Raw genomic sequence first — 20,111 nt, forward strand, 5'->3', positions numbered from 1 at the left:
GGCTTTAACCGCTCATGAAGATGAAAAATATAATGAATAATAAAGGGTTGTTTTTACTGCTGATGTGGTTTTCGGCCTGTACTGGTAAGTTGGATATTACCCCAACAGATGTGATCGACCGCTCGGTGGCTTATAAAAATGTGGAGGACCTGGAGTCTGGTCTGGCAGCGATTTACGGCCTGTTTCCCAAAAGTCCGACCCTCCGTACAAGCACCTATCAGACCAACCTCTGTAAAATGGCCAGCAAAGGAAGAAATATCGGTTCCTCTGGTTATACCTGGCAGTACACCCCTGACACCCCAAGCCTGATGAGCGATTATGGCTGGAGTGGGTATTACAGTGCCATTAATGCCGTGAATATTCTGCTTGCCGAGGCCGATCTTATCCCTGCGCCTGATGACGAAAGCGTGAAGCAGGTCAATCAGATTAAGGGAGAGGCTTATGGTTTGCGTGCTTATGCGCATTTTGAGTTGTTCCGTATTTTTGCGGAAAGCTACACCCAACAGGAGGCTTTGGCGGTTCCTTACATGACCACCTCGGAAGTGGGCATGCCATCGAGAAATACCGTGGGGGAGGTTTACGCCGCCCTCCAGCAAGACCTCGAAGAAAGTAAAAAGTGGCAGGCAGATGGCCTGAGTCGCGAGGACCTCGACTATATTTATTTCAATACCCTGGCAGTTACGGCTATGGAGGCACGCATTGCCTTGTATCAGCAGGATTACAAAACAGCGATCACCAAAGCGACGGAAGCTTTGTCAGCAAAAAATATCGTGACCTCGAGCAGCTATCAGGCAATGTTTGATTTTGACTCTCCCAACAATGAGGAGGTCTATTTTAAATTCAACATCCCAGCTGAAACAAGTCGCCTTGGAAATTTGTGGCGCGATAATTCTGGCCTGGTGAACTTCTTCCCAACGCAGGATTTCATCAATGCCTTTGCCAAAAATGACGATGGCGACCCTGAGAAGGATATCCGCTATGGGGTACAGGTAGCCAACGACCCCAACCAGATTGAGCAGTCAGCCATTGTCGGGAAGTATATCGGGGGAAATTCGGCGATTAATGCTGGAGATTTTATTGTGTTCAGGGCTTCGGAAATGTTGCTGACCCGTGCGGAGGCTTACTTCAGGGATGGGCAGGCAGCCAAAGCACTTGAAGACCTTGATGCGCTGAGAAAAGAACGTATTGAGGGCTTTACTGACGGAGGTGAAAATGGCAATTCCATTTTTACGGCCATCAAGCATCAGCGATTGCTGGAGCTCAGTTTTGAAGGGCACCTGTGGTTCGATCTGCGGCGCTGGGGCGACCCGATTGTTCGGGTAGACACCACCACACCAACCACCCCAAAAGTACTGGTGGCGAACGATTTCCGATTTGTAATGCCTATCCCGCAACATGAAATTTTGGCCAACGACAATATGAGTCAAAACGATGGCTATTAATATCAACCTTACCGCTATGACCATGAAATACCCCAAGATATACCTATTGCTGATCGTTTCAGTGTTGCTGCTGTCAAGTTGTACTGACTCTGAAAGTGAACTTTATGAAGGTCAAAATTACGTTACTTTTGACCTGACAGACTCCGAGGTGTTTGATCTGCCCGAAGGAATTGCCATTCCTGTGGATGTGAATATCGCCCTGCCACGGGATGAAGACACGAAGGTGTACTTTCAGCTCGAAGAATTTAATGCCGTGGAAGGTAAAGATTATATCCTGACCACCAAAGAGGTGATCATTCCCAAAGGGAAGCAGGTCGGACAGATGATTTTACAGGCCATTGATGATAATGAAGAAAACTTCCTCGAGCGTTCCGTTACGGTGCGGATCATTGATGTATCGGCTCCTTCAGATTTGGTGATCGGTTATGAAAACGGAACGGTATACTCTTCGCTGCGGATCAATATTAAAGATGATGATTGCCCGATTGCGCTCTCGGAACGCTACCGAGGCGAGGTCTACTCCTCAACCTTCGGTTCTGTGGGCGGAGAAAACCACATCTTCCCGAGCAGGCTTGAGGAAATCGGCGACGAAGTTTACAGGTTCAGTAATATATGGGGGGATTATGTGGCCTACCTGACCGAAAACCCAGCATTTACAGGAGGTTTTCCCGTAACGATGGATTTCACTTTCGATGAGCTCGGCAATGTTGTGATCCTTGAGGCCTCGATGGTCGGGGCCGATGATGTTGAAATTCTGATCGATAAAATGGAAGCCATATACGACCCCTGCGAGGACTCTTTCAATATTCATATGGTGCAAAAAGGGCTTTTCAGTGAGGATGAATATGATATTTACACCCGTTTCACTCCTTAGCGCATGTTCTAAAAATGCCGATCCTGCTGCAAATTCAGCAGAGGGATCGCTGCATGTTTGCCACAACCACCCAACACCCTAACCCTACCTACCAATGAAAAAATTAATATTATCGATAAGCTTGTATTTTGCTGTGCTAACGGTCGCTTTAGCACAGGGGAACTTGCGACAAATGCAGTCGGACTTTGGTACTGCCTATCAGCAAAATTTTGAAGCGGCCAAAGAGATTGCCAGCCAAAGAGGCCTTCCTACAAAGATCACCCTGCGCGATGGTCGTCCTGCGTTTCTGAACGGAATAGAAAACGGGCAGCTGATCTATATTACCAACTACAACAAAGAAGCCGCCATAACCACTGGAGCCGTTAAGATTGGCGCAGGCGGAACAATGAAGCTTGAGCTGGAAGGTGAAGGGATGAAAGTGGGCGTTGTCGAGATCGGTGACCCGCAATACACCCACATCGAGCTTGCTGGAAGGATCAGTCGGTATGGTAATTCTTCTTCAAGCAATGACCGCTCAACCCGCGATCACGCTACGCATGTGGCGGGAACCGTTGCGGCAGAAGGAATCAACAGCTCGGCAAAAGGCATGGCCCCCAAAGCCGAGGTGGTCAGTATGACTGCCGCAGGAGACCTTAAAAAAATGGCCGAACAGGCAGAACTCGGTTTATTGCTTTCGAACCACAGCTACGGCTCGGTGCGGGGCTGGTCGGGCGATACCTGGTATGGTGATGAGTCCGTAAGCCTGGAGGCCGATTACCTTTTTGGGTTCTACAACTCAAGGGCAAGGGATATTGATAAACTGGCATTCAGCGCGCCGAACTACCTGATCGTATGGGCGGCAGGAAACGACCGAGGCGAAGGCCCGTCAAGTGGAAGTGTGCGCCCTGAGGTACAAACACGTGCCGATGGCCCTTATGATTGTCTTCCTCCAGAAACCACTGCAAAAAATACCCTGACCGTAGGAGCGGTAAAAGAAGTGTTGAACTACAATGATTTCAACAGTGTGGAGATGAGTGATTTTTCTTCCTGGGGACCAACAGACGATGGGCGAATTAAGCCCGATGTTGTTGCCAATGGGGTGAATGTGCTCTCGCCTGTGGCCGTGAATTCCTCTTTTGAACTGAGCGATTCCACCTATGCCACGCAACAGGGAACATCTATGGCTGCTCCCAATGCTACGGGCTCCCTGTTATTGATTCAGGAGCTTTATGCACTCGAAAATAAAGGGGCGTATATGAGGGCTGCTACCCTCAAGGGGCTGGCAATTCACACCACCCGACAGGCAGGAGCGGCGGAAGGGCCAACTTACAGTCACGGTTATGGTTTGCTGGCCGTGGATCGTGCGGCACATTTGGTGCAAAACACCCACTTGAGCAGCTATCAGATTAAGGAAGGCCGACTTGAGCAGGGAGCCACGGTAACGTATCAGCTTGAAAGCGATGGAAACAACCCTGTACTTGCCACGCTCGCATGGACAGACCCAGCGGGTACTTCCCCCGAAAAAATGCTGAATCCGAGAACGCCTGTTTTAGTGAACAACCTTGATGTTACCGTGAAATCGCCAAGCGGAAGCACCGTTTTTGCGTGGTCCCTGGACCCTGAGACCCCTTCACGAAAGGCGAGCAGAACAGCAAAGAACAATGTAGATAATAATGAGAAAATCGAAATCCTGAATCCTGAAGCGGGAACATACACCGTGGAGGTGAGCCATCAGGGCGACTTGCTTGATGGTGCTGGTCAGGATTACAGCCTGATCATGTCTTCGGGCGCACTGGAAGAACAGCGGACTGTATTGTACTGGGTGAAAGGCGATGGCGAATGGTCGGATGGCGACCACTGGTCGGACCGATCGGGAGGAGATGCAATCAATACAATTCCCGATGAAAACACCGATGTGGTGATCGATCAGAAATCAGGGACACCGACGGTGCTGCTCAACGGTTCCCCGACCGCCCGATCGCTGACCATTGAAGCGGGTACACTGAACATGGATACCGACCTGTTGTTGACGGGTGCGCTGATTCTGAAAGGCGACGGTGCGATTACCAATTCGGGGACGATCGACCTGACCGCCTCCGCAGGAACGCTGATCAACCTGAATGTGGAAAACGAGATTGAGGAAGCGAGCCTCAATTTGCGGGGATTTGATCAGTCGGTATGGAATATTAAAGGAAAACTGACCGCCAAAAGCCTTTTGCTTGGCGGGGGCCGATTCAATATGAATGATATAGAAGCACAAACCCTGGAGGTGACATCGCAAAGTACCGAAACGGAAATGCGGGCTGAAGGAAGCTGGTCGATAAGCAACCGCCTTGCCCTGGGTGGGGTGGAAGATGCCGATTTGTCTGGTGTGGAGGTGAATTTTTCCAATGCCAGTGATCAGTCAGCAAGTCTTGCCCTCGGTGGTGCGCAGCTGGGAACAGTGAGCTCGTCGGTGCCACTGACCCTGATCGGGACCGCCTCGGGCAATGGGCAGATTGGTGTTTTTGATGCGCAGGATGACCTGACCATCGAAGGGGAAGTCAGTATTGATGATTTACAACTGACCGCGGGTACTATGCTTGCCATTGGTGCTTCATCCACGCTGACAGTCACGGAGAATATGACCGCCACTGGTGCGTCAGATCAGCTGATCAGCCTTGTGGGCGAAGGCAATGATGCACTCATTTACAGTGATGCCCGACGTTTTTGTATGGATTATCTGCAAATTGATGACCTTGATGTGGCGGGGAATGCCGTTTTTGCCATTGGGAAAAACAGCCAACTGAACAGCGGTAGCGGCTGGATTGAAAAAGATTGCGATGAGCTTATTTTTGCTGAAATGGATGTTGACTATGCCTGTGCCGAAGGAGTTGCCAAACTGACTTCGATGAGCTCGGGAGCAGTAAGTAAAACCGTTTGGACCATCAGCAAAGATGATTATTCCGAAACCGTTGAAGGGCAGTCGGTGGATTTTGTATTCCCTGAAATGGGGGAATATGATGTTACGCTGAGTATTTCCAATGAAAATGGTGAACGCGACACTTTCACGGAAAAGGTGTGGGTGGTAGAAAATGATATTGTGGAAAAACCGCTGATCAGAACTTCAGGCTATTACATTACCCAGACGGTGGGTTCGCAATACGACTGGTTTATTGATGGGCAGCTGATTCCAGATTACAATGAGGGATTCTTTCAGCCTGAAGGGGATATTAACGATATACAGCTTTATGTGGTGGATGATGGCTGTCGGGTGAAACTCGGTTACGAGGTTGCCCTGAGCGCCGATGATCTTTCTGAGGTGAAGCTTTATCCTAATCCTGCCCATTCAACAGCTACGGTGGCGCTGCCTGCCAATGCCACGGGCGTAAGTATTATCCTTTCTGATATCAGTGGTCGAAAAATTCAGGAGATCAACGGGCTTGCGGAACGGTATCATCAGATTAATCTCGCTGGTTTTCCCGCAGGCGTTTACCTTGTGGAGGTGAAAACAGCCAATGCTTCCAAAGTCATCAGGTTATTGAAGAACTAAATCAGTTTAGAACTTTTGACCAGGGTGCTGAATACACTTAATTAACCTGGCTGAAGTAACAATAGATCATTTGGATTTGAAGCCCTGTGAAAAAGCCCGCATTTTGATGCGGGCTTTTTTTGTCTTTATAAACTGAAGTCGGTCACGGAAATTTGGCGAATTGTAACAGCGCTGAAAAAGAAGATCCCTTGAGCCGATAGCCATCCGATAGCCAATCCAGTTGGTAATAGGCTTTGCGTCCTCATTAGGTTCATTACATGGTTTACCAAATTCATATATTAATGGAACAATACAATTAAATTTCATAAAAGTCATTTAATCGGTTTGAGATATTTGATTAGCATTAAACAGTCATGAGGATTTAAGCTTTTTCATTAAATGATATAGATAATGGTGATTGTCAGTGATTTACCGTAAACGATTGCGGAAGTATTGGGTGGCTATCATTAGTTTTTGTAGCTTTTTTTTGGTTGAAAATTTGAAATTGAACAAAAGTGAAGTAGATAACGCGGGGGAAATTGTCAATTTATCAATCACCTACCATCGTGCTTATCGGCTGTCATTTTTATTTAGATACTTAACCAAAGTAAGCAATGACTAATTTTTACACGATCCGTAAGTCGCTTCCAATGGTGGTCATGTTGATGGTTTTTTCACTGTCAGCATTTGCACAGGCAATGGTCAAGGGAACCGTTGTTTCGGGAGATGATGGGGAGCCAATCCCTGGGGTAAACGTGTTGATCAAAGGATCAGCATCTGGTACAATCACAGATTTTAATGGAGCCTATCAGCTTCAGGCCAAAAAGAGCGATGTACTCGTTTTTTCTTTTGTAGGTTATAAGCCTAAAGAAGTTTTGGTGGGAGATCAACAGCAAATCGACGTCAAGTTGGGTGCTGATGTCAAAAGCCTTAACGAAGTAGTGGTTATCGGTTACGGTTCTGCCAAGAAATCAGATTTAACAGGCTCGGTTACTGCCATTACCGCTTCAGACTTCAACCAAGGCGCTATTTCTTCTCCACAAGAATTATTGAATGGTAAAGTACCTGGTGTACAGATAACCAATGGCGGTGGTGCTCCTGGCGCTGGCGCAACGATCCGTATCCGTGGTGGTGCTTCTTTGAACGCCTCTAACGACCCATTGATCATTATCGATGGCGTACCAATGGACAACGGTGGCGTAGCAGGTATGCGTAACCCACTGAACACCATTAACCCTTCAGATATTGAAACCTTCACCGTATTGAAAGATGCTTCAGCAACAGCCATTTACGGTTCTCGTGCCTCTAACGGTGTGATCATCATCACCACGAAAAAAGGAACGAAAGGAAAAATGACGGTGGATTACACAGGAACTGTTTCTGTTGGTCAGATCACGGGTAAATTGGACATGCTGAATGCGAACCAATACCGCGAATTGACGAATGCTAAAACACCTGAAAACGCTCACCTTTTGGGCGATGCCAATACAGACTGGCAAGATGCCATTTTCCGCACTGCCATCTCTACAGATCACAATATCGCCGTTTCTGGTTCACTGAAAGATATTCCTTACCGTGTGTCTTTGGGCTATAACAACAGCCAGGGGGTATTGAAAAAATCAGACATGCAACGTACGACTTTAGCGTTGAATTTGAACCCGAAATTCTTTAACGACAATTTGAAAACAAATATGAGCGTTAAGGTAATGGGAGTGAAAAACAACTTCTCTAACGAAGGTGCTATTGGTGCTGCGGGTGCTTTTGATCCTACGCAACCAATTTATTCTGACAACAAAGAATTTGATCAGTTCGGTGGTTACTTCACCTGGTTGAATGACAAAGGTGTTCCTCAGTATTCTATTGCGCCAGGTAACCCAATGGCATTGATCAACCAACGCCATGACGAAGCGGATGTATTCCGTTCAGTAGGTAACTTGTCTTTGGATTACAGCATGCCATTCCTGAAAGGTTTGTCGGCTAACTTGAATGTAGGTTACGATTACTCAAAATCAAACGGTGATACTAACGTTGATGCAAACGCTGGTTTCGATCAGGGAGCAGTAACCAACCAAGGTACTTTCAGATCTTACGAGCAAACGAAAAATAATAACCTGTTGGATTTCTACATGAAATATGCTTCAGACCTTCCATCTATCGATGGTAAGTTCGATGTAATGGGTGGTTATTCTTATCAGTACTTCAAGAAAGAGGACATTAACCACAACAGTTACGGTTCTGGACAAGAGCATCCAATGGCTTTGGAACACTACAAAAATCACAACAATTTGCAGTCGTTCTTCGCCCGTGCCAACTTCTCATTGAGCGAAAAATACATGTTCACCGCAACCGTACGTGCCGATGGTTCTTCAAGATTCTCTGAGGACAATCGTTGGGGTATTTTCCCTGCCGCAGCTTTTGCATGGAACATGGACAAAGAATCATTCCTGGCAAGCTCCAATACCATTTCTACCATGAAATTGCGTTTGGGTTACGGTATCACTGGTCAGCAGGACATCGGTTCTGAATTCGGTTACATGCCTGTTTACGCGACTTCAGTAGCCACAAGCCGCTACACTTACTATGACCGCAAAACAGGGGAGGCCAAAACATTCAACACCATCCGTCCTTCAGGTTACGACCAGGATTTGAAATGGGAGCAAACAACGACTTACAATGCAGGCGTTGATTTCGGTTTCTTGGATGATCGTTTCTCTGGTGCTTTGGAAGTGTATTACAGAAATACAGCTGACTTGTTGAACTACATTCCTGTTCCTGCAGGTTCCAACTTGACCAACATGTTGACGACCAACGTTGGGGCAATGGAAAACAAAGGGGTTGAATTCAACTTGAACTCTAAATTGGTGCAGAGCAAAGACTTCAACTTCGACTTGGGTGTGAACTTCACTTATAATGACAACAAGATCACCTCTTTGACCATGAACGACGATCCTGATTACGACGGTGTACGTACAGGTGGTGTTGAAGGTGGACAAGGTGTATATGCACAACGTCACCGCGTAGGATACCCTGCAAGTGCCTTCTTCATGTATGAGCAAGTATATGACAAAGATGGCCACCCAGTAGAAGGGATGTACAAAGATCAGGATGGTGATGGTAAAATCACGGAGAATGATTTGAAATACTTGGGTAACCCTGCTCCTAAATTCTTGTTGGGACTGACTACCCGCATGACGTACAAAAACTGGGATTTCTCAGCAGCAGCACGTGCTTCTTTGGGTAACAAAGTGTACAACAATGTGGCCTCAAACAAAGGTAACTACAACACTTTACACACTTCTGGTCAGGTGTTGAACAACGTTCACGCTTCGGTATTTGATACCAAATTCCAGCACCCACAATTGTTGTCTAACTACTACTTGGAGAATGGTTCATTCCTGAGAATTGACAACGTAATGATTGGTTACAACTTCTTTAATGTTTTCGGATCTAAAATGAACGCCCGCGTTTACGGTACTGTAAACAATGTGGCCGTGATTACAGGCTACGACGGTCTGGATCCAGAGGTATTCGGTGGTATTGACAACAATGCTTACCCACGTCCAAGAACTTACATGTTGGGTGTTAACTTAAGCTTCTAAATTCCTGAAAGATATGAAATCTTTATTTTTCAATAAAAAAATGATGGTGGTAGCAATTTTTGCTGCCACTACCTTGACTTCCTGTTTGAATAAACTGGACATCAAGCCAATCGATCCAAGTCAAAAGACTTCGATCAACTCTGAAGGAGAATACTTCTCTTACCTTACTAAAATGTATGCTGGTTTGGCCAATACAGGTCAGGGCGGTTCTGCTGGTGGCGACCTTGGTGGTGGCGACGAAGGAGGAACGCAGTACTGGCGGGTGTTCTGGAATGCGGAAGAATTCCCTACCGATGAGGTGAAAAACACCTGGACGGACGAAGGAGCTCCTCAGATGACTTACGGTACATGGACCAAAGACAATCCATTCGTGGCAGGTCTGTACAACCGTATTTATTATCAGATCACCGCAACCAATGAGTTCTTGCGTCAGGCAGAAAAATTGGACGGCAGTACTTATCAGGATTTGGCGGAGTGGAAAGCAGAGGCCCGCTTCTTGCGCGCATACTCTTACTGGCACGCCTTGGACTTCTTCGGTAACCGCGTACCATTCGTAACGGAAAAAGATCCTATCGGTAAATTCATGCCGAAGCCAGCAGGGGAAAACGTTCGTGGTCCTGAGTTGTTCAATTACATCCATTCGGAATTGAAAGCCATTGTAGGTGAAGGCGACAATAAAGATGAAGTATTGAAAGATGCGGGTACTGCCTGGTTGGGCCGTGCCGACAAAGGCGCTGCTTACATGTTGTTGGCCAAATTGGACTTGAACAGTGAAGTTTACTTGGGTCATAAAGATGTGGAGCTTTTCAAAGAAGGTCGTGCCTATTTGGAAAAAATGATGCAAGAAGGTGGCTATTCACTTTATACTGATGGCGGAAAAGTAGGCAACTACGAGTCGAACGCTTACAGCCGCTTGTTCATGGCAGACAACGAAAAGACTGCAAAAGAGCAAATCTTCACCATCTCCTCTGATGGTATCAACATGACCCACTGGGGTGGTACGACTTACTTGATTGCTGCCGCAACGGGTGGTAAAATGGATGCCAAAAAATTGGTAGGTATTGGTTCTGGCTGGGCTGGTAACCGTACGACCAAAACAATGGTAGAAAACTTGCAAAAAGACGGTAATGATGATCGTGGTAAAATGTTCTTCACCGAAGGGCAAAACCTTGAGATCGAAAATAACACGCAGTTTACCGATGGTTATGCGGTCATTAAGTGGAAAAATATTCAACAGGATGGTTCTGAAGGTAAAAATAACGATGGTGTATTTGCTTCAACAAAAATTCCTGTATTCCGCTTGGCAGATGCTTACTTGATGTTGGCGGAATTTGATTTGCGCATCGATGGTGCGGTATCGGCAGCACACCAGGCTTTGGTAAACAACTTGCGCACCCGTGCACATGCAGCGCCATATACAGGTACCATGGATTTGAACTTCATCCTGAATGAACGTCAGCGTGAATTGTTCTGGGAAGGTCACCGCCGTACCGATTTGATCCGTTTCCACAAATTTGTAAAAGGATTGGACTGGGCATTTAAAGGTGGTGTGGCTGAAGGCAAAGACTTGCCTGCACGCTCGGTATTGTACCCAATCCCATCTGCGGATACTGGTGCGAACACCAACTTGGTTCAAAACACGGGTTACTAATTTATTTTAGCCCTCTGCTTGCAGGGGGCTTCCATTATCGATTTAATGATCATGAAAAAATATTTAGCCTATGTGCTGGTAGCCGCTGGTTTGATGGCCACCGCATGTAATAATGAAGATCAATTGACCCTTAACGGGGAGCCTACGCATCCGGAAATTACTTCTGATATCGCGCCTTCCTCTGTATTGGAGTTGAAAGACATCAATAATGTTTGGGGAAAAGTAGAATGGACTCCTGCTGATTATGGTTTGGCCGTAGCTGCCAATTATAAGATCGAGGTAGCACTGAAGAAAAACGAAACGGATTCAGCAGAAACCGTTGTGAAGGTGGAGGACCCTCATGCCGCTTCCGAAGATGTTACCGTTGGTGAATTGAACGCCGCTTTGATTGAGTTGGGCGTAGTACCTGAGCAGGAAGCTGAAGTGAATATCTTCGTGGTTTCTGAAGTCTTGGACATCAAAGGAACTGCCATTGATGGCCAGACGTTAGTTTCTAAAGTAAAAACCATCAAGGTAACGCCATTTAAACCTTTGAGTACTGTTCCTGACCATATGTTCAAAGTAGGGGATGCGCTTAAAAACAGCTCATGGAAAAATGATGATGACAAAAGTTTCCCTCTTTATGAATTGAAGAAAGGTGTGTTCACTGGTAACTTCTATTTGAAAAAAGACGAACAGTTTAAAATTCTTTCAACTCCTGGTAGTTGGGATGGTTATGGTTTTAATGAATTGTCTGGTGGTGCTCCAAATTCATGTAAAGAAAATGGTGGTAACATTCAATTCACTGGTGAAACAGGAATGTATCAAGTAACCATTGACACCAATGCAAAAACTTTAAAAATCAACGCTGACGATGTTGTAGCACTTTATAAAGTTGGTTCTGAAAATGATTGGAACGATTCAAACAAGCCAGGCTTTAAAACGGTATTCCCTGTGTTTAACTTGTATGGCGCAGTATTCTCTGCTGTGGTAGAGTTGAAGAAAGGCGAAGATTTCAAATTTGTAAGCAAGTTGGGTGACTGGGGAGATCAGGTTAATGGTGGTAACTTCGCAACCAAACCTAAAGGATTCTCTGGTGATGATAATATCCACTTTGATGGCACTTCTGGTCAATACCGCTTGACAATTGATAGAGATAAAGGAACCTTCGAGGCGGAAGCGTTGTAATTCTTTCAAAATACCATTATAACCTATTCGACTTCGGTCATTAGAAAAGGCAGTCTGTTTCAGGCTGCCTTTTTTGCTTTTACCTCTCTTAAATGAGTGATAATGTTTAAAGGGTATTGTATTTAGCTCGAATTAAGCGCGTAGCGTCAGGATTATATTCAGGTTAAAAAATGTCTATGTAAAGTACGCCTATTGACTTGTATCATGTAAAATAGCCTTTAGTGGTGATATTAAGGGATATTTTGCCGATTGTGTTTTTTTGATGCATTGGTTTAGGCTTAAACTTTTCTTAGAGAATGTTCCGAAATCGTTTGCATTGATTTTTAGGCATTAGTGATAGATGAAAAAAGGATAAGCGAGGAATTCTATTTAAAATTGAATAAATAATCAGATCGAAAGCTGCCCGCTTTTAAGATATTCGTAAAAACAGGCGCTATTGGTGATGATTTTACAAATAAGTTCAATACTTATTTTTTTAATGAATTTTTATTTTTCCAAATTTTTAATTTTCAACCAACAGCTATGACAAAATACTACCAATTGCGTAGAGTGTTTTCGCTGGCAGTGCTTTTCACATTTTTTTCAGTGATGGCATTCGCACAAAAGGTAATTACCGGAACGGTAGTTTCCGCAGAAGACAACGAACCAATTCCAGGAGCCAATGTCTTGATCAAAGGCACAGCCACAGGAACAATCACTGATTTTGAAGGAACCTTCCAACTGGAGGCCTCTAATGAATCAACTCTTTTGGTTTCTTTTGTTGGTTACCAACCACAGGAAATCAAAGTGGGTAGCCAAACGAACATCGATGTGAAATTGGCCACAGATGTTACAAGCCTTAACGAAGTAGTTGTTATCGGTTACGGTTCTGCAAAGAAAGAAGATTTAACAGGTTCTGTTCAATCTATCAATGCTTCCGACTTTAACCAGGGAGCCATTACTTCTCCTCAGGAATTGTTGAATGGTAAAGTAGCCGGTGTACAGATTACTACTGGCGGTGGTGCTCCAGGTGCTGGTGCAACGATCCGTGTTCGTGGTGGTTCATCTTTGACGGCATCGAATGATCCATTGATTGTTATTGATGGTGTGCCGATCGATAATGGTGAAACTGCGGGTATGCCTAACCCACTTTCTACGATTAACCCAAATGATATTGAGACATTCACCGTACTGAAAGATGCTTCGGCAACAGCAATTTACGGTTCTCGTGCTTCGAATGGTGTAATCTTGATCACGACCAAGAAAGGTACAAAAGACTTCTCTGTATCATATACAGGAAATGTGTCGGTTTCTACTCCATTGAAAAAATTGGATGTATTGAACGCACAACAATACCAAGATGCTGTGAATGCAAAATACGGTGAGGAAAACCGATTCAATGCATTTATGGGTGTAACAGGTCCTGATGGTGAGCGTCAGATGTTTGACACTAACTGGCAAGATCAAATTTTCCAAACAGCAGTTTCTACTGAGCATAACGTAGCAGTAGGTGGAACTGTAGGTGAAGTGTTGCCATACCGTGTTTCTGTGGGATATAACCATAACGAAGGTATCTTGAAAACTTCCTCAATGGATCGTACAACTGTAGGTTTGAACTTGTCTCCTAAGTTCTTTGACGATCACTTGAAAGTGAATTTGAATGCAAAATACTCTAATGTACAAAATCAGTTTGCTGATGATGGTGCAATTGGCGCAGCAGTTTCTTTTGATCCTACTAAGCCAGTAATGATCGACGATCAAAAATATGGTGGTTACTTTGCATGGGAAGACAGTGATGGCAACCCTAACGTACTTTCTCCTAAAAACCCATTGGCTTTATTGGAGCAAAAAGACAACAGATCTAATGTTAACCGCTTGATTGGTAACTTGTCAATGGATTATAAATTCCATTTCTTGCCAGACTTGAAAGCGAATTTGAACTTAGGTTACGATCACTCAAAAAGTAATGGTGATGTAATCATTGATCCGCTGGGTGTGTTTGATGTAGAGTCATTCAACAAAGGTGGTTTCCACTCAACTTACGAGCAAGAGAAGAAAAACGAACTATTGGATTTCTACTTGCAATACAATAAAGATATCACTGCCATTGATTCTCGTATTGAGGTAATGGGTGGTTATTCTTGGCAGCACTTCTGGTGGGAAACTTTCGACACCAACGAATTTGCTGATGGTACGCACCGTGATGACAAGGAAATCCTTCGTCGTTCTGAAAACTACTTGGTGTCTTTCTTCGGTCGTGCCAACCTGACTTTCAAAGAGCGTTTAAATTTAACAGCTACTTTGCGTAATGATGGTTCTTCTCGATTCAGTGGTGATAACCAATGGGGATTGTTCCCATCATTTGCAGCAGCATATAACTTCAAAAAAGACGGTTGGTTGAAAAATTCAAACCTTATCTCTAATTTGAAATTGCGTGCAGGTTGGGGGGTAACTGGTCAGCAAGATGTAGGTTCTGATTACCCATCTTTCGGTACATACTCAAGAGGATTATCTTCTGCTCAATATGTTTTCTATAAAAAAGACGGCGTTGGAACAATGGTGCCAATCAATACATTGCGACCAAATGCTTACGATGCTAACCTGAAATGGGAAACAACAAAGACGACCAACGTGGGTATTGACTATGGCTTCATGGATGAGAAATTCTCAGGTTCATTGGATGTCTACCATAGAAATACAACAGATCTATTAAATCAGATTCCAGTAGCGGCAGGTACAAACTTCCGTAATCAGGTAATCACCAACGTTGGGTCTATGGTTAATAAAGGTTTCGAATTGTCATTGAACTACAAAGCGATCCAGACTTCAGACTTGAACTGGAACTTGTCTTTCAACGCTACACGTAACTATAACGAAATTACTAAGCTGACTGCTGTTGATGATCCTTCTTACAAAGGTGTTTTAGTAGGTGGTATTGATGGCGCAACAGGGCAAACTGCTCAAATTCACGCAACAGGTTCATCTGCTTTCTCTTACTATGTTTATGAGCAGGTATACGATGCTAACGGTCGCCCAATTGAGGATGCATTCGTTGATCGTAACGGTGATGGTCAAATTAATGAGGATGACAAGTACATTTCTGACAAGAACTTCCAGCCAGATTGGATGTTAGGATTCTCGACTAACTTAACGTACAAAAACTGGGATTTCTCTATGGCTTTGCGTGCTAACTTGGGAATCTACAACTACAACAACGTTGTTGCCAAAAATGCTAAATTCACGAACGTTCAAACAGGTAACACTTTTGTAAACAACCTTCACAGTGATATTTACAACACAGGGTTTATTGGTAACATCAACGAAGACCGCTTCTTCCAGTCAGATTACTTCATTCAGAAAGCAGATTTCTTGAGAATGGATAACATCATGATTGGTTACAACTTCTTCAATGTAATGGGCTCAAGTACTAACGCTCGTGTTTACGCAACAGTGAACAATGCATTTGTGATCTCTCCTTATGATGGTATCGACCCTGAAGTATTTGGTGGAATGGATAACAACTTCTATCCTCGTCCTCGCACATACATGTTGGGTGTAAATCTTACTTTCTAATTTTTTAAAGTAATACCGCAATGAAATTGAACAGATTCAATAATATCTTAACGGCAATCACTTTGTTGATTGCCTTGACCTTCACTTCTTGTGTTGGCGACCTGAATGTAAAACCGATTGATCCTAACTTGGATACCGCTGATAAAGTCTATCAAAATGAAGCAGACTTGCAGCAAGGTTTGGCCAAAATTTATGCCGGTCTGGCAGTAACAGGGCAGCGTGGCCCTGCCGGAGATGGTGATATTGATGGTATCGATGAGGGAGCTTCCTCTTACTGGCGTGGCTATTGGATGTTGCAGGAATTGCCAACAGACGAAGCCGTGAACGGATGGGGTGACCCAGGAATCCCTTCATTGAACAGATCCAACTGGACAGCTTCAAACTCAATGGTAACAGCCATGTATTACCGTATCATGTTTCAGGTGACTTTGTCTAACGAGTTCATTCGTCAGTCGAAAGCCTTGATGCAACCAGATTGGAAAGAAGCACCTAAATATATAGCACAAGCGCGCGCTTTACGGGCTTTTGCTTACTACAATGGTTTGGAACTTTACGGAAACATCATTCCTAAAGTAACAGAAGAAGATGGTGTTGGTGCATTCTTGCCACCATCATGGGGTCAGCTTGGCGGAGATGAGCTTTTCAACTACTTGAAAGGTGAATTGGAAGACATTATTGCTGGAAATGATTTGGCTGAAACTGGAATGATCGGCGAGGTTACTAAAGATGTAGCCCGTACACTATTGGCTAAAATGCTATTGAACCACGAAGTAATTTTAGGTTCAAAAAATAACGCCTACTATGCAGAAGCAGAAACGCTTTTGGAGAAAGTAGCTGCAAATCACGCTTTGAATACCGAAAAAGGAATCAATGCAAATGATTTGAAAGATGAAGACGGTAATCCGATTAAAGTAAACAACGGTCAGGATTTCACCCCTTATCAAGTATTGTTTATGTCTGATAACTGGATGAGAGATCAGGAAATTATTTTCTCGATTAACTATGCAGCAAACAGTACGCAAACTTTTGGTGGAAGTACTTTCTTGGTTTGTGGTTCTGTATTGGGTGGTAATAACACAATGAGTGCGCAAGAGTTTGGAGTAACAGGTGGTTGGTCTGGTAACAGAACGACAACTGCACTGATGAGCAAATTTGACATGACAAACGATCAGCGTGTAGCTAAAGAGCAATTGCTTTTCACGAATAACAGAGGTGATGGTACTATTACTGAACTTTCAGATTCTGACCAAGGATATGGTATCGGTAAATTCAGAAACATGACAAGCACTGGGCATTATGCATCTAATGATGGTAAAACGGACCGTGTAGAGAATAACATTCCTGTATACCGTGTTTCTGACGTGTACTTGATGTTGGCTGAGCTTGATCTTCGTCAGGGTAAGGCAGTATCTGCTGCTCACTTGGAAAATCTTAATAAAATTCAGGAAAGAGCAGGCTTGTCGCCAACACTTACGGCAGGGAATGTAACCTTGGATTGGTTATTGGACGAGCGCGCTCGTGAATTATACTGGGAAGGTCACCGTCGTACTGACTTGATCCGTTTCGGTAAATTTACAGGAGGCGCTTACATCTGGCCATTTAAAGGCGGAACAGCGCAAGGGGCTTCAATTGAGGCAAAATATAAATTGTTCCCTATTCCTTCTGCTGACCAGGTAGCTAACCCTAACTTGGAGCGTAACCCAAATTATTAATTTTTTAAGAATGGGGTGTTAAGTCACCCCTTCGCAAAATTTTTTAAAGATATTATCATGAAATACGGATATAAATTAATGATGCTATTGCTTGGGAGCGTTTTGATGTTCTCGGCCTGTAGCGAAGACCTGTCTTACCCTCGTCTTGATTCAAACGATTATGTAGCTCCGAAGATGGATCATTCTTTTGATCAGGAAGCTTATCAAATCAAAAAAAGCCAGTTTGATGAAGAATGGTCTTCATTTGAATGGACAAAAGCAGAGTACGGTTTAGCGGTTATCCCTCACTATTCAGTACAATTAATTAATGGCAATAAATCAGTAAATGTAGTTACTGTTTCTGGCCTTACTGCTTCAGTAAAATACGAAGCACTTAACAATGCATGTTTGGCCGCTGGTATGGAGCCAGGTGTTCCTACTAAGGTGAAGGTTTGCGTAACCTCAAACTTTACAGGTCGTGAGTCTATTCAATCTAATACCTCAGAAGTAACGATCACGCCAATTTTGGTAGGTGTTACTCCTCAGCACATCTTTAAGGTAGGTAGTGCACAAGATTGGAACGAAAATGATGACCAAACATTCCAATTGTATGAAACAGACCCAGGTGTTTTTGTTGGTAATTTCTATTTGGAAAAAGATGAAGAGTTCAAAATTCTTCCAACAAAAGGATGGGGTGATGATAAAGGGGGAGACTTCTTTACAACAAAAAGTGATGACATTACAGGTGACGGTAATATGAAGTTTGAAGGAGCTTCAGGTAACTATCAGTTGATTGTAGACATGAATAAGCAGTCGATTCAAACAGGTGCTGTTAAAATGTTTATCAAAACAGGTACTGAAGTAGGTTGGGATAATGCATCAGAAAATTTCCCATTGTACAATCTATATGATAACATTTATAGAGGTCGTTTCCAATTAGTGACTGATGAGCAATTTAAAATTATCACAAAAATTGGTAGTTGGGATGATGCTTTAGGTTATAATGAAGTTACTTTGTCGGGTGCAACATTTGCAGAAGATGGTGGCAATATCGTTTTCAAAGATGCTACAACGGACTTTGAAATGATTGTGGACTTAGATGATAGCTCATTGACGGTTAAAGAAATGGAATAAGCAAGCTGCTTATAATCAATAAAAACCCACCCATAGCGGTGGGTTTTTTTATGCCCAAAAATTTTAAAATTGTTCGATACTGATACAATACTGTTCGATAAGCGAACACCACTTTTATCATGGGGAAGTTCGAAAATGCTCAATGGGAGCCATATGGGGAGTTTTGGATTTCTGGCACTGCTTTGGGATAGTGAAGGCTGAACCAAAACTTTTATCAGCTATGTTAAGAATGAATCAAATTTTCGCCCTTGTAATGTTGCTCTTTGCTTTTGCCTGTAACGATGCAACCCATGACCCTTTTCCGCACTCTTCGCCTCAGCAGCCTCGCCAGAATGACGATATCCGTGGCTCGATGTCTGACCTCAAAATGGCGCAAGGTATCAACGGTGAATGGATGGTCGTTGAGGAACGCCATACCCAAAGCCCCTTTAAAGATATGATCCTGCGCTTTGACCTCGAGCCAGAGTTTGATGGTTTTGGAGGCCGATTAGGTACCAACGCTTTGCCTCAGGGGGTGGAACTGGGAAGCTCGTGGAGTGTAAACGGAGGGCGCGTTGCCTTTCAGGATGCTGGCATAAATATTCTTTTTCCTTTGGTGGAGTTTGTCTACGAAGGCGGAACGGTATCGCTTGATCAGCCCACACAGATTATTCGCCTGACCTTTAAAATTGAGGATGCAGTGGCAGATGAGCATTTCGGCTTTCATGAGCTTTACCTTCATAAGCGCTAAGGAAAGACATGGTGTATTTATTTGTCCGCAGATTGCACAGATTTCCACAGATTTTTTAGGAGGTCTATCAACACGTCTCTCAGCTGTCGCATAATTCATTGCTATAAATTTAGCACAAAAGATTATTCCGTAAGCTGTACGGATGCACCCAATGTCATTAAGTTAAAGGGTATATTGCTTGGCAGTTTGTATTAATTTGAGTCAATATTTACTAAAGTAAAGAAAATCCCGAAGGGGTGTAATAACTTAGCCCGGGGTGCTAACCCCGGGAAAATGGCTCACGAAATACTGAGCCTTGAAAGGGCGTAATATAAATTTCTATACAAATAAAGAATTGCACCCTTTCAGGGTTATTGATTGTAGAGGCGATATTTCGAGGGGTTTTACCCCTCGCTGTGTTATGTAATCCCTTCGGGATATAAAAACGAATAGTTTAAATGCATATAAAATGATCTTGCTAATCATACACCTTCCCATTCCCTAAGATTAGACATTCAATAGCGCTATAACTACGCTTAAGTTATCGATTATTTCCTAACTTAATGACATTGCGGATGCGCCTGCGTGTGTATCCTAACCACCCAAATTTTGTAATGATTCGGGCAGACACATCGGTCAGCGCTTTCATGAGCTATACCTGCGTAAGCGCTGAGGAAACACATAGTGTATTTATTTGTCCGCAGATTGCACAGATTTTTTGAAAGGATCTCACTCAGCTATCGCGAGAGTCCCTCTCGTGATAACCTTAGTCTGATACAAAATCATGTTAATCCTTTAAATC

At 43.9% G+C, this 20,111-nt stretch carries 10 protein-coding genes; all 10 read left to right on the forward strand.

Annotation, left to right across the window (positions count from 1 at the left end; translation table 11 throughout):
* Positions 1-20 precede the first annotated feature (20 nt).
* The 10 genes from AABK40_RS02735 to AABK40_RS02780 all read left to right on the forward strand — a co-directional run bounded on the left by AABK40_RS02735 (position 21) and on the right by AABK40_RS02780 (position 19,330).
* Positions 21-1,442, forward strand: coding sequence for a RagB/SusD family nutrient uptake outer membrane protein (locus AABK40_RS02735; protein WP_338397580.1), 1,422 nt, complete (start codon positions 21-23; stop codon positions 1,440-1,442).
* Positions 1,432-2,316, forward strand: coding sequence for a hypothetical protein (locus tag AABK40_RS02740; RefSeq protein WP_332920788.1), 885 nt, complete (start codon positions 1,432-1,434; stop codon positions 2,314-2,316). Before AABK40_RS02735 ends, AABK40_RS02740 begins: the two co-directional genes overlap by 11 nt.
* A gap of 94 nt (positions 2,317-2,410) precedes the next feature.
* Positions 2,411-5,827 carry a S8 family serine peptidase gene (locus tag AABK40_RS02745; RefSeq protein WP_338397581.1) on the forward strand — a complete coding sequence of 1,139 codons (3,417 nt, stop codon included), beginning with the start codon at positions 2,411-2,413 and terminating at the stop codon, positions 5,825-5,827.
* A 593-nt stretch (positions 5,828-6,420) separates the two neighbouring features.
* Complete coding sequence (locus tag AABK40_RS02750) at positions 6,421-9,405, forward strand: SusC/RagA family TonB-linked outer membrane protein (RefSeq protein WP_338397582.1); 2,985 nt, start codon at positions 6,421-6,423, stop codon at positions 9,403-9,405.
* Between the two features lie 13 nt (positions 9,406-9,418).
* Positions 9,419-11,056: a RagB/SusD family nutrient uptake outer membrane protein gene (locus AABK40_RS02755; protein WP_338397583.1), complete on the forward strand. Its 1,638-nt coding sequence runs from the start codon at positions 9,419-9,421 to the stop codon at positions 11,054-11,056.
* Positions 11,057-11,107: 51 nt separating this feature from the next.
* Positions 11,108-12,223 (forward strand): SusE domain-containing protein, encoded by a 1,116-nt coding sequence (locus tag AABK40_RS02760; RefSeq protein ID WP_338397584.1) that lies wholly within the window; start codon positions 11,108-11,110, stop codon positions 12,221-12,223.
* A gap of 522 nt (positions 12,224-12,745) precedes the next feature.
* Positions 12,746-15,775, forward strand: a complete 3,030-nt coding sequence (locus AABK40_RS02765; RefSeq protein WP_338397585.1) for a SusC/RagA family TonB-linked outer membrane protein — start codon at positions 12,746-12,748, stop codon at positions 15,773-15,775.
* Between the two features lie 20 nt (positions 15,776-15,795).
* Positions 15,796-17,487 (forward strand): RagB/SusD family nutrient uptake outer membrane protein, encoded by a 1,692-nt coding sequence (locus AABK40_RS02770; RefSeq protein WP_338397586.1) that lies wholly within the window; start codon positions 15,796-15,798, stop codon positions 17,485-17,487.
* Positions 17,488-17,544: 57 nt separating this feature from the next.
* Complete coding sequence (locus AABK40_RS02775; RefSeq protein WP_338397587.1) at positions 17,545-18,600, forward strand: SusE domain-containing protein; 1,056 nt, start codon at positions 17,545-17,547, stop codon at positions 18,598-18,600.
* 229 nt (positions 18,601-18,829) lie between these two features.
* The gene (locus AABK40_RS02780; protein ID WP_338397588.1) at positions 18,830-19,330 is read left to right on the forward strand and encodes a hypothetical protein; all 501 of its coding nucleotides are present in this window, start codon (positions 18,830-18,832) and stop codon (positions 19,328-19,330) included.
* Positions 19,331-20,111: the final 781 nt, after the last annotated feature.

Source organism: Persicobacter psychrovividus, assembly GCF_036492425.1.
Lineage (GTDB): Bacteria > Bacteroidota > Bacteroidia > Cytophagales > Cyclobacteriaceae > Persicobacter > Persicobacter psychrovividus.

Bases quoted from the DNA above. Each gene is read 5' to 3' on its own strand.
- AABK40_RS02735 (WP_338397580.1), top strand. From the start codon at position 21: ATGAAAAATATAATGAATAATAAAGGGTTGTTTTTACTGCTGATGTGG.
- AABK40_RS02740 (WP_332920788.1), top strand. From the start codon at position 1,432: ATGGCTATTAATATCAACCTTACCGCTATGACCATGAAATACCCCAAG.
- AABK40_RS02745 (WP_338397581.1), top strand. From the start codon at position 2,411: ATGAAAAAATTAATATTATCGATAAGCTTGTATTTTGCTGTGCTAACG.
- AABK40_RS02750 (WP_338397582.1), top strand. From the start codon at position 6,421: ATGACTAATTTTTACACGATCCGTAAGTCGCTTCCAATGGTGGTCATG.
- AABK40_RS02755 (WP_338397583.1), top strand. From the start codon at position 9,419: ATGAAATCTTTATTTTTCAATAAAAAAATGATGGTGGTAGCAATTTTT.
- AABK40_RS02760 (WP_338397584.1), top strand. From the start codon at position 11,108: ATGAAAAAATATTTAGCCTATGTGCTGGTAGCCGCTGGTTTGATGGCC.
- AABK40_RS02765 (WP_338397585.1), top strand. From the start codon at position 12,746: ATGACAAAATACTACCAATTGCGTAGAGTGTTTTCGCTGGCAGTGCTT.
- AABK40_RS02770 (WP_338397586.1), top strand. From the start codon at position 15,796: ATGAAATTGAACAGATTCAATAATATCTTAACGGCAATCACTTTGTTG.
- AABK40_RS02775 (WP_338397587.1), top strand. From the start codon at position 17,545: ATGAAATACGGATATAAATTAATGATGCTATTGCTTGGGAGCGTTTTG.
- AABK40_RS02780 (WP_338397588.1), top strand. From the start codon at position 18,830: ATGAATCAAATTTTCGCCCTTGTAATGTTGCTCTTTGCTTTTGCCTGT.